The sequence below is a fragment of the uncultured Gelidibacter sp. genome (assembly GCF_947500795.1).
Classification (GTDB): domain Bacteria; phylum Bacteroidota; class Bacteroidia; order Flavobacteriales; family Flavobacteriaceae; genus Gelidibacter.
In genome coordinates this window covers 387629-398215 of sequence record NZ_CANMTE010000004.1, presented here as the reverse complement: position 1 = coordinate 398215, position 10587 = coordinate 387629, and the positions used below count along the sequence as shown (strand labels likewise).

The 10587-nt window shown below is 35.4% G+C and carries 12 protein-coding genes; 2 read left to right on the top strand and 10 right to left on the bottom strand.

Annotation, left to right across the window (positions count from 1 at the left end; translation table 11 throughout):
- Positions 1 to 88: 88 nt before the first annotated feature.
- From Q0947_RS11980 to Q0947_RS11945, 8 genes are all read right to left on the bottom strand, one after another.
- The gene (locus Q0947_RS11980) at positions 89 to 565 is read right to left on the bottom strand and encodes a hypothetical protein (RefSeq protein ID WP_299397648.1); all 477 of its coding nucleotides are present in this window, start codon (positions 563 to 565) and stop codon (positions 89 to 91) included.
- A gap of 161 nt (positions 566 to 726) precedes the next feature.
- A complete protein-coding gene (gene arsB / locus Q0947_RS11975; RefSeq protein WP_299397647.1) occupies positions 727 to 1767 on the bottom strand; it encodes an ACR3 family arsenite efflux transporter in 1041 nt (346 codons plus the stop codon).
- Positions 1768 to 1779: 12 nt separating this feature from the next.
- Positions 1780 to 2196, bottom strand: coding sequence for an OsmC family protein (locus Q0947_RS11970; protein ID WP_299397646.1), 417 nt, complete (start codon positions 2194 to 2196; stop codon positions 1780 to 1782).
- A gap of 38 nt (positions 2197 to 2234) precedes the next feature.
- On the bottom strand, positions 2235 to 2870 hold the full coding sequence (locus Q0947_RS11965; RefSeq protein ID WP_271425001.1) for a protein-tyrosine-phosphatase: 636 nt from the start codon (positions 2868 to 2870) through the stop codon (positions 2235 to 2237).
- Positions 2871 to 2893: 23 nt separating this feature from the next.
- A complete protein-coding gene (locus Q0947_RS11960; RefSeq protein ID WP_299397645.1) occupies positions 2894 to 3361 on the bottom strand; it encodes a DUF6428 family protein in 468 nt (155 codons plus the stop codon).
- Positions 3362 to 3413: 52 nt separating this feature from the next.
- Positions 3414 to 3722: a metalloregulator ArsR/SmtB family transcription factor gene (locus tag Q0947_RS11955; RefSeq protein WP_299397644.1), complete on the bottom strand. Its 309-nt coding sequence runs from the start codon at positions 3720 to 3722 to the stop codon at positions 3414 to 3416.
- 302 nt (positions 3723 to 4024) lie between these two features.
- Positions 4025 to 4549 (bottom strand): DUF4468 domain-containing protein, encoded by a 525-nt coding sequence (locus tag Q0947_RS11950; RefSeq protein WP_299397643.1) that lies wholly within the window; start codon positions 4547 to 4549, stop codon positions 4025 to 4027.
- 172 nt (positions 4550 to 4721) lie between these two features.
- The gene (locus Q0947_RS11945; RefSeq protein ID WP_167919739.1) at positions 4722 to 5516 is read right to left on the bottom strand and encodes a cation transporter; all 795 of its coding nucleotides are present in this window, start codon (positions 5514 to 5516) and stop codon (positions 4722 to 4724) included.
- A 198-nt stretch (positions 5517 to 5714) separates the two neighbouring features.
- Here Q0947_RS11945 and Q0947_RS11940 point away from each other — a divergent pair, with 198 nt between their 5' ends.
- On the top strand, positions 5715 to 6806 hold the full coding sequence (locus Q0947_RS11940) for a tyrosine-type recombinase/integrase (RefSeq protein ID WP_299397636.1): 1092 nt from the start codon (positions 5715 to 5717) through the stop codon (positions 6804 to 6806).
- 64 nt (positions 6807 to 6870) lie between these two features.
- Here Q0947_RS11940 and Q0947_RS11935 read toward each other — a convergent pair whose 3' ends face one another.
- A complete protein-coding gene (locus Q0947_RS11935; protein WP_299397633.1) occupies positions 6871 to 7833 on the bottom strand; it encodes a tRNA-dihydrouridine synthase family protein in 963 nt (320 codons plus the stop codon).
- A gap of 420 nt (positions 7834 to 8253) precedes the next feature.
- On the opposite strand from Q0947_RS11935, the gene Q0947_RS11930 reads away from it, so the two are divergent.
- On the top strand, positions 8254 to 8640 hold the full coding sequence (locus Q0947_RS11930) for a cupin domain-containing protein (protein WP_299397629.1): 387 nt from the start codon (positions 8254 to 8256) through the stop codon (positions 8638 to 8640).
- 179 nt (positions 8641 to 8819) lie between these two features.
- On the opposite strand, the gene Q0947_RS11925 is transcribed toward Q0947_RS11930, so the two are convergent.
- Positions 8820 to 10565, bottom strand: a complete 1746-nt coding sequence (locus Q0947_RS11925) for an amidohydrolase family protein (RefSeq protein WP_299397627.1) — start codon at positions 10563 to 10565, stop codon at positions 8820 to 8822.
- Positions 10566 to 10587 lie beyond the last annotated feature (22 nt).

Sequence of the window (10587 nt, the reverse complement as noted above, 5' to 3'; positions counted from 1 at the left end):
CACTTCAACAATGCCAGGAACACATTTGTCAAAATTTAATGGAGAATAGGCTTGTTTTTTGCCTCAGTTCTTTGTTGTAAAGCGTTTTTTATTTTGTTCCAAGTCCTTCAACAGTATAAGATTCGGCTAATAACTTTATTTTTTCGGAATCTATTTTTTTTGGTTTAAAATCAATTTGCTTTATTAGTTTCCCTTTATTAAAATATAATTCTGTATTTGTAATTGTATCTAATTCTGCTTTTTTATTTGAAAATTGTAAGACTTTAGCAAAAACCAAGACTTTTTCTTTATAATAAAACTCAAAGTTAGCTGATGAATCATTTGGTTGAGCTGTTTCCGTTATTATTCGGTAGAGTTTATTTTGTTCGTCAGTTAATTCATAGGTCGAAGTTCCACCAACAACTTCTCCATTTAAATGCTCTGTATTATATTCTGTTATAGATTCATTGAGGTCAGTTCGATTTTCTATTACATTTACGTAATTCTTGATTTCGGAAATAGTTTTATTTACCGAACAACTTGTCAGAATACCAAGGATTAACGCTATGTAGATTGGTTTTTTCAAATGTTTTACAACGGTCAAGTATAAGCGTAGTGCGGGCTTTCGAAGATGATACTTTCATTTTATATAAATTTTTATTACTTGACGAAATGTTCAATTTAGCTATAAATCCCGCATTACGCTTATACAATGTTACCCACTGGCTTTCTTTCTTTAATACGTCATCAAATACTGACTTTGTCATAATATTTTTTCTTTAACCAAAATGAAACTCGAACCAAAAAGATAAGAACTGGAACTTCAACTAATGGTCCAACTACACCCGCAAAAGCCTGTCCGGAATTTAGTCCAAATACTGCTATAGCAACAGCAATCGCTAATTCAAAGTTATTTCCTGCCGCTGTAAATGAGACGGCTGCATTTTCCTTATAGGAAGCTCCCATTGCTTTAGTAAAGAAAAAACTGATGATGAACATTAAACTAAAATACAAAATTAAAGGAACTGCAATAATTAAAACGTCCATTGGAATTTCAACTATTAACTCTCCTTTGAGCGAGAACATAATGACAATGGTAAATAATAACGCAATTAGCGTTATTGGTGAAATGGCAGGAATAAACTTTTCTGTATACCACTTTTCTCCTTTTAACCTTACCAAAATCACTCTACTTAAAATTCCCATTAAAAAGGGTAGACCCAAATAGATTGCTACACTTTCTGCAACAGTAGCAATTGAGATATCGACAATAGCTCCTTCAAATCCAAAATACGGTGGAAGAACCGTTATAAAAATCCAAGCATAGAAACTATAGGCAAAAACTTGGAAAATACTATTTAAAGCGACCAAACCAGCTCCATATTCGCTATCTCCTTCAGCAAGGTCGTTCCAAACTAAAACCATTGCGATACAGCGAGCTAATCCGATTAAAATAACACCTACCATATATTCTGGATAATCACGTAAAAAAGTAATTGCCAAAACAAACATTAAAACGGGAGCAATTATCCAGTTTAGAAAAAGTGAGATGGAAAGAATTTTAGTGTTTCTAAAAACTTTTGGCAAAAGAGCATAGTTCACTTTAGCCAAAGGTGGATACATCATTAAAATTAATCCTATTGCTATGGGAATGTTTGTAGTGCCTCTACTCATTGAATCAATAATGCTTGGAAAGGAAGGATAGAAAAACCCAATTGCTACGCCCAAGAGCATAGCAAGAAATATCCATAGCGTTAAATAATTATTGAGAAAACTCATTTTTTTCATAACCTCTTTTTTCTAATTATTTAATAAGTCTTTTTCCTGTTCAATGGCTCCGTCTATATTGCACGATAACTTTACCGTATTGTATATTGTGCCAAATTTTTCAATATTCTTTTTTAGCAATGGAATATTTAAACTTTCATCAGAACTGTAAATAATTAGTTTATAAGCTATATGATCCATTTTCAATGGTTTTTCCGTTCGTATAGCTGACACATCTACTGTGGCTTTCAAATAAGTGAACTTCATCATCGAAGAAAAACGCTCGACATTTTTCAACATACACGAAGCAAAAGCTCCTAAAAACAACTCGGCAGGATTAGGTAAAATTTCAGCAGACTTTGATGTTGTTCCGAAAACTATATCGCTTTGCTTTATTTGAATAGCAGCGTCTTTATTTGAAATGGCTAATCCTTTAATTTGGTATTCCATAATTAGTTCTATTTTGAATTAAAAGGTTTTGAAAACATTTAGGAGGTTTTTATTTGAGAGAAAACGTAAAACAGTTCTGTTGCAATTTGCAGACTTCTTTCATTATACTTTTCTGCCTGTTGTGGTGTATTGTCAAATGCTTTTGGGTCTTCAAAAGTTATGGGAATCCGTTTTTCTGCTCCGCTAACAAATGGACAGGCTTCGTTTGCTGAATCGCAAGTCATAATTGCAACAAATTCAGATTTCGGGTTAAAATCGTCATCCAATCTTTTTGAAAATCCGATTATTGGATGCTGGTTGTACGTATATTTAATGCTGTAAACAGGATTTTCGCTTTTTGAAATAGTTTTAATTTGAAAACCCGAATTTCGTAAAGTTTCTGCAACCATTGGAAAAAGTGCTGTGCTCTCTGTACCAGCTGAATAACAAAATACATTCTTGACATTAAAATAATGCGCTAAAGTTTGTGCCCAAACCTGTGATAAATGACTTCTTCGTGAATTGTGAGTACAGATAAAGTTGATTCTAATTTCTCGATGATTTGAAACTTTAGACTGAACAAAATCCGTTAGCGACTGTAAAATTGCTTTACGTTCAACTGAAATTGTTTGAGGATTTAATCCCTTAATTACTTGTTCAATTTCTGAAAACATTGTTGGTTTTGTTATTGACATTTTCCTAATATTAAATTATTATTTTAGCAACAGCCACTGCCTGGCGAGCAAGAAGGTTCATTTTTTAGTTCAGATAGCTTTGTTTTTGGTTTTTCTTCAGGAATCCCACATTTATCTTTTGCCAAACAATCGGTTTTTTTATTGGTCAACAAAAAGTTTTTACCATCAAAGTCAAGTCCGAATTTCCCAATCGTATTACCTTGATATTCCACCTCGATATCTAAATCTCCAGTGCCTAGAATGTGTTCGGATAGTTCAATAATGCTTAATAGTTTTTCTGGATGCAACCTGTGGTCATAGTCATTTGCATTCCAAAGTTGGAAGTTTGCAACTTCTTCCTTTCTCACAGTTCCTCCACAGTCAATAAAATGTTTTGTGATTTTTCCAACTTCTGTTACGTGAAAGTGGTTGGGTACTAATTCTCCGTTCGGTAACTGGAAAGCAATCTTATCTAGTATATTTAATTTATTTTTAATCTCTGATAGCTTCATATCTTTATATTATTTGTTTATTGCGATTTAACGATTGATTTAATTAAAAAATTTAGCAACAATCTGTTTTAGGAATGTCTTGATCTAAGAATTGATGCATTAAAACTTTCATTTTAGTCCAGTTTTCATTGTCAATACAATAGCACACTTTGACACCTTCAACAGTCCCTTTAATTAGTCCTAAGGTTTTTAATTCTTTTAAATGTTGTGATATAGTAGGTTGGGCAAGACCAATTTGTTCGGATAAATCTCCGCAATAGCAAGCATCAATTCTAAATAATTGTTGTAAAATAGCTACTCGAGCAGGATGTCCGAAGACTTTTGCGAATAGAGCGATTTCTTTTTGTTGGTCAGTATACATTTTTTATATCCCTTCATTGTTTAATTGCAATATTACGATAAATAATTGAATAGTCTATTCCTTTTTTAAGTTTTGATAGGAACTTAAAATCTTTTACTGGAAATGGTTATGGAAAAATGAAACATTTTTGGTGTATTGCTCTTTTTTTAGCTTGTGGGTAACGTTTATGTATAAGAATAGTTGCGGGTTTGTATGCGAGGATTTTCCGAAGGAAAATCAGACGTTACAAACACGCAACGACCTTTGATTAAGCACTAAACCGCAATTATTTTTATACGGTGTTGTGGTGCGTTTTTTGTTTTTTACCAATCATCATTTTTTTCTGTCTTTCCAGTTAAATAATTATAGATTGATAAATTTAGATTGTCCAACGTATTTTCAATTCCGACAACAAAGTCTTTATACGCTTTTCTTGGTTGTCCATTTGATTTATAATAATCTTCTAAATTAAAATTCGCAAATGTTCCGTTATTTCCAGAGCGTAAATTTTCGATTGTCAGTTTATATCGGTTTTCTTTAAATTTAATTCTGACTGTAAATTCGAGGTCGTAAGTGTAACCGAAACTTTTTGCAAAACTTGGATTAATTCCAGTAAACCTTATCATTTTATTGTCAATTGCACTACCAATTACAGCATCTGCTTTTTTAAAATTGTAATTAATCCATTCATTAGATTTGATATAAAGCGAGTCGCTTTTCATTCCGTCTATGGATTGCACTATAGGTTTTATTTCTCCATTTTCTATGTCAAATTTTTTCGCTTGTCCAAATAAATTACTATTGATTAAAATCAACGTTAAAAATGATATTATGTAGTTCAGTTTCATAGTATTTCGGTTTTTCTCAAATGCACCACAACGGTTTTGTGTATGATTAGTGGCGTGTTTAAGCACCTAATTTAGCAAATAAAAACCGAATAGAAAATCCGCGAGGATTTTCGTAAGTAGGCGAGAACCAGCCATTAATTATACACGTTGTTGTAAGTAGTGCTTTTTTAGTTCACTTACTTAATTTCAAAATCCGAAATGCTCCTTGAATTACCAATGCAAAAACAATTGTTCCGATAATCAAATCAGGTTTATTAGAACTCAAATAATGCACTAAAATTCCTGCAATAATTACTCCCAAATTGATAATCACGTCATTCGAAGTGAAAATCATACTCGCTTTCATATGTGCTTCTTCTTTGCTCTTTGACTTTTGCAAAATATAAAGACAAATTCCGTTTGCAATAAGTGCAAAAATCGAAACTATAATCATTGTTGAAAAATCGGGAAGTTTCTCGTTTCCGAAAAATCTTCTCAAGACTTCTACAAATCCAATAATCGCAAGTATTATTTGAAAATATCCAGCAAGTTTGGCAATCCGTTTTTTCTTTATTACTGTTCCGCCAACCGCAAACAAACTAATTCCGTACACAAAACTGTCCGCAAGCATATCTAAACTATCGGCAACAAGTCCCATAGATTTTGAGATAATTCCTGTTGTCATTTCAATAATGAAAAAAGCAAAATTTATGGCAAGTACAGACCAAAGTAGTTTTTTCTGATTTTCGTTTTCTTTAAATTCCGTTTGGTCGGTTTGTTCCGTTGAGATTTTTTTTCCACCTAAATTCAATTCGATAACGGACTTTTCGATTTGGTCAATTTCTCCGCTGTGAAAAACGGTCAATTTTCGATTCGGAATATCAAAGTCCAAATTCGCAATGCTTGAAATTCCGTCCAATTTCATTCGGATAAGATTTTCCTCTGAAGGACAATCCATTTTGGTAATTTCAAATATTGTTTTATTCACTTGGTTTCTGGGTTTTTCGGCATTACTTACAACACTCAAATATATTAAATATCTTCTACAAATTGTCAAAATAGTGTAGTCTTATGCTGTTCCTTGAAAATCAATGGGTTAATTGGTTTTGGTGTTGCTTATTTTGTATATCTTTAGGATGTATATCCTAATGTTGTTTTGTTGTGATATACCTTATAACAAGGTGCTATGAACTTAGACAAATGCAACTTTCAATCAGGAATACTCCATAATAAACAAGTCATTTGGATCAAGTTTCCGTACGAGCACGCACTCATAAACGATTTGAAAAAGAAATTGCCTTCTGCCCGATGGAATCCAACCTATAAATCCTGGTACATGCCCGATCTTCCCGCTGTTAGAACGGCATTGCAAATGCCCCAAGAAGACATTGAAAATAAATGGTTGCAAGATATCCATCCTGTCAACCAAAAGGCAATGTCAGATTTCATAAACCAATTACAACTTAAAGCCTATAGCCAGAACACCGTCCGTGTGTATTGTGCTGAATTAAAACATTTGCTGCTCTTAATTAGAGAGTATCCAGTCGACAAACTAACGCCGGAAAGGCTTAAGGCGTATTTCCTTTACTGCCTAAAGAATGAGAAAATGAAGGAGCGAAAACTTAATGGTAAGATCAATGCCATTAAATTTTATTTTGAGCAGGTGCTTCACCACAACAAAATGTTTTTTGACATTCCACGTCCTAAAAAACCGTCAACATTGCCAAAATTACTCACACAACAAGAAATAAAAAGACTGTTCCGTCAGGTGACTAACGCCAAGCATCTTTTGGCATTGCAACTGTGTTATGGTATGGGATTGCGGGTAAGTGAAGTGGTGAATCTAAAATTAGCGCACATCAATTCTAAAGATAAAATTGTGCTCATCGCGGCAGGAAAAGGGAAAAAAGACAGGTATGTCCCACTGCCAACTTCCGTGGTGCCGTTGCTAAGGGCGTATTATTATGAGTTTAAGCCAAAAGAATATTTGTTGGAAGGTCAGTATGGCGGACAATATTCCAAAGGGAGTGTGCAAAGTGTTTTTAGGAATGCCATGCAAAAAGCTCGGATTAATAAATCAATAGGAATACATGGTTTGCGACATAGCTATGCATCTCATCTGCTGCAAACAGGTACAGATATTAGAATAATTCAAGATTTATTGGGGCATCACAACATTAAAACCACCATGATTTATACGCATGTCACCCAAAAACAAATAAATCAGGTTAAAAGTCCTTTAGATGATTTGGATGGCTATGGGAAAAGTTATTTATAAGGGCGTTCAGACGCGCTATTGAACATAGGTTTGCTCGTTTTATAAACAAATATCAAGAGCGTTGCTAAGACCTTTTAATTTTCATTTCTGCTTTTATGATCTGATCCACCGCCTGTCTGTATTTTACAGGGTTTACCGCTTTTTTTATGGCTTTAAAAGTTTTTTGCGGATTGGAAGTAGATTGCGAAAAGAACTCCCAAAAACCTAACATCTTCATTTTTATAGGCGTAGGTCCTGACAAATAAGCGTCATATTGCTGGTAAATAGTGTCATGGAATTCTGAAAAAATAGCCCATCTATTTTCGGGATATTCGGTCGTGTCATTTTTTATCATGCTCGGCAAAAACGGATCGGCAATCAATCCGCGGCCAATCATAAAATGATCAATCTCCGGAAAGCGTTCTGCAATGGCTTTATAGGCCGAAACACTCGTAATATCGCCATTATAATACAGCTTGTGTTTGGTGCTGCTGATGCACTTTTCAAAAGCCTCTAAATTGACCGGCCCTTTGTAAAGTTGCTTTCCAATTCTGGCGTGAATTGCAATGTTTTTAAGCGGATATTGATCTAAAATAGGAAATGCATCTAAAATTTCTTCAGGATTGTCATAACCCATCCGCATTTTCATCGATACCAAAATATCAGTTTCGGTGTGTGCCCTATGTAATACCTCATCAATTCTTGTGGGATTGCAAATTAAACCTGAACCCATTCCTGATTTTGTAACCATAGGATACGGGCAGCCTAAATTCCAATTCAACTCTTTATAACCTAAACTTTGCACGTATTTGGCAACAAATAAAAACTCTTCAGCGTCATTGGTTATCACCTGCGGAATGACCTCTAAAGTGGTGTTGTTTTCAGGTAATAAGTCATTTTCATAAGATTGCTTAATCTTTAACTTCCCATTCAGCCTAATGTATGGTGCATAGTAGGTGTCAATCCCGCCAAAGTAATGATGGAAGGCATTACGAAATCTGAAATCTGTAAATCCTTGTAAAGGTGATGAAAGTAGAGTAGAGGCCATCTTAGTATTTAGTTGGACAAAGATAGGATAATTGGGTTTTGCATTTTAATTTATATGCCCTGTAAATTTTTTATGCTTCTAATGTGAAGTATATTTATTTTAGAATCGTCTCTTTTTATTGGATTTTTAATGCTTGTAAGCGATTATGGTTGGCGATTATTAAGCGACGGAAATGCTGTGGCCTCAGATGGATTTTGGAATTTTTGAAATGCGTTGTGCTTCGGAATTCAGCGAACAAATGAATTGTGATGTCATCTTATTTAACAGTTCAATGCTTTGATAATGAGTGTAATTAGGTTAATTTAGTGATGAGAAATTTTATAGTTGTTGTTTCGTTGGAATTGTTTTTTGTCTGATTGAGCAGGGATTAAAACATTCTTATATGGATAATATTATTCATATCATCTAAAAACAACACTCATGAAAATCGCAAAAGACGACATTCAAGTCAAAATGCAGATTCCTGGTGCTATTCTCCGTCAACAGACTGATTTTGGAGATGCTACCGGATTAGGAAAAATTAGCGCAGAATATTTTAGCCTTTCTGCCGGCGTTGATACAACACCCTTGTTTATTGGCTTAAAAGGTAATTCGTGCCAATGCCCGCATTGGGGATTTCTCACAAGCGGAAGCATTACCACAACGGATGTGTCCGGAAAACAAGAAACTGTACACGCAAACGAGCTTTTTTACTGGCCTCCCGGTCATAATGTAAAGGTCAATGAAGATGCTGAAATAGTGATGTTCAGCCCGCAGCACGAACATACTCAAGTCATCAATCATATGATTGAAAAAACGAGTGGTTAATAGTATATAGCCTTTACAGTGCTTATATCCTTTTAAATTCTTAGAATCTATGTAATAGGTGCGTTGGCGTCCTGTTGTGGTTCAATTTTGATGATGACATTGGAAGCGCTTTATCATGTTTGCTTTCCAAGGTCAATTTCCAGTTAGTTTTTGATGGGATTGCCGGAGAGGTATGCCATTTAAATTTTCTCTAAAAACCGTCCGTATTTGGTGGTGGTGCCATAGTCGGGCACAAAATTGTCATTCTCAAAAATAGTTTTTCCACCTACCATAACCCGAGACACAGTGCCTTCGTTTCTGTTGACAAGCCTCTTGTAATTGTCAAATTCTTCAATCTGTCCGAGGGTTACAGTTTCCGTAACAGCATCAAATTTTTCAGGATCAATAATTACCAAATCTGCTATCTTACCTACTGCAAGATGGCCACAATCCAATCCAAACCAATCGCCTTGTTCTTTTGTTAATCGCCAAATGCACTTCTCCATAGTCATAATTGGTTTCCCTTTAGCGATGGATTCTTGAACGATTTTCATCATTTTTAAAGGGAAATTGTAAAACGCCATATTATTTAAATGTGCGCCGGCATCTGAAAAACTAATGAGATTATGTCGATGATTGTAGAGCATGTCATATTTTTCAAGCCTGTCATTGGCAATAGTTGTGGTCCATCTGATCTTTTTATCATATTGAATTATGCTGTCCAAAAAGTAGTCCACTGGGTGCTGCTCATGCGCTTCCGCAAGATCATAAAAGTTGTTGCCTATCATGCGTTCATCGGGCGACTCCAGAATAACGGCTTTGCTTAAATCTTTATGCCACACCTTAGGTGCGAATTTTTTCTTTATTTCTTTTTTGAATGATGCTCTAAACTCCGGGTCTTTTATCAAATCATTGCGTTCGTCCAATTTCTTGGCGAGATGTCTCATAGCTTCGCCACTTGGGAATTCTTCAAACATTACAGAATCAACACCATCATAATACACGGTGAATGGAATAGGAGGGGACTGCATTCTGAAATTTGCATTCGCCAGCGTATTTATAACCTTGCTTCCAGTGGAAATTAATGGTAAAATATAACGGTCGCCAATTAAATCCATCATGGCAATCATAGTGGTTTTAAGTGGTTTTCTAAAGAGTCCTGAGCTTGCCAACATGTAGTTGAGCGCATTAACACGCGTTACAAGATTTGGTGCGCCTTGCAAAATTGCATCTCTTGTACGTAGTAATGCTATAAGGTTCTTGCGCTCTTTCCAAGAGGAATAAAAGGAAGGAGTTTTATGCGACCAATACCTGTCGCCATCCATTTTATCCCACGGATTGTCCATGGTTGACAAGCCGATGAAACCTTCATCTAACGCATCGCTAAGCATGTTATACATGGCCTCCTGCTCTGCTTTAGTAGCCGTTTCATTAGCTTTTAAAGAACGGTCAATGCCCATGGCTTTCATTCGTAAATCGGAATGGCCAACAAATGAGGCTACGTTGATGCCTAATGGCAGATTGTTGACATAGGTTTTCCACGCTTTGGCAGTATGCCAAGTTTTAACACGCTCCAATAAAGGCAACATAACATCTCTCGGAATGGCTTCAACTCTCGTAAATGAGTCCGAAACATCTTCAGGCGAATTGAATATAGCGGAGACAGAACAGCTGCCAAGAATGACGGAAGTAACCCCATGCCGAGCAGATTCCTTAAGTCCGGGAGAGGCAATGAGTTCAGCATCATAATGGGTGTGCGAATCAATAAAACCGGGAACAACCCACTTTCCTTCAGCATCAATGACCTCTACATCCGCATCAGCCTCCAAAGTGCCAATGTCCCCTATGCGACCATTTTCAAGAATGAGAATGTCTTTTACCGTTGCTTTTTCATTTTGGTCTCCTGAGAAAAATAAGCCGTTTTTAATTAAGGTTGGTTTGCCCATAGTGTGATATGCGGTATGTGTT

What these genes read in the sequence shown, in the direction of transcription:
- arsB (WP_299397647.1), bottom strand. Translation starts at nt 1,767, where the DNA reads ATGAAAAAAATGAGTTTTCTCAATAATTATTTAACGCTATGGATATTT.
- Q0947_RS11970 (WP_299397646.1), bottom strand. Translation starts at nt 2,196, where the DNA reads ATGGAATACCAAATTAAAGGATTAGCCATTTCAAATAAAGACGCTGCT.
- Q0947_RS11965 (WP_271425001.1), bottom strand. Translation starts at nt 2,870, where the DNA reads ATGTCAATAACAAAACCAACAATGTTTTCAGAAATTGAACAAGTAATT.
- Q0947_RS11960 (WP_299397645.1), bottom strand. Translation starts at nt 3,361, where the DNA reads ATGAAGCTATCAGAGATTAAAAATAAATTAAATATACTAGATAAGATT.
- Q0947_RS11955 (WP_299397644.1), bottom strand. Translation starts at nt 3,722, where the DNA reads ATGTATACTGACCAACAAAAAGAAATCGCTCTATTCGCAAAAGTCTTC.
- Q0947_RS11950 (WP_299397643.1), bottom strand. Translation starts at nt 4,549, where the DNA reads ATGAAACTGAACTACATAATATCATTTTTAACGTTGATTTTAATCAAT.
- Q0947_RS11940 (WP_299397636.1), top strand. Translation starts at nt 5,715, where the DNA reads ATGAACTTAGACAAATGCAACTTTCAATCAGGAATACTCCATAATAAA.
- Q0947_RS11935 (WP_299397633.1), bottom strand. Translation starts at nt 7,833, where the DNA reads ATGGCCTCTACTCTACTTTCATCACCTTTACAAGGATTTACAGATTTC.
- Q0947_RS11930 (WP_299397629.1), top strand. Translation starts at nt 8,254, where the DNA reads ATGAAAATCGCAAAAGACGACATTCAAGTCAAAATGCAGATTCCTGGT.
- Q0947_RS11925 (WP_299397627.1), bottom strand. Translation starts at nt 10,565, where the DNA reads ATGGGCAAACCAACCTTAATTAAAAACGGCTTATTTTTCTCAGGAGAC.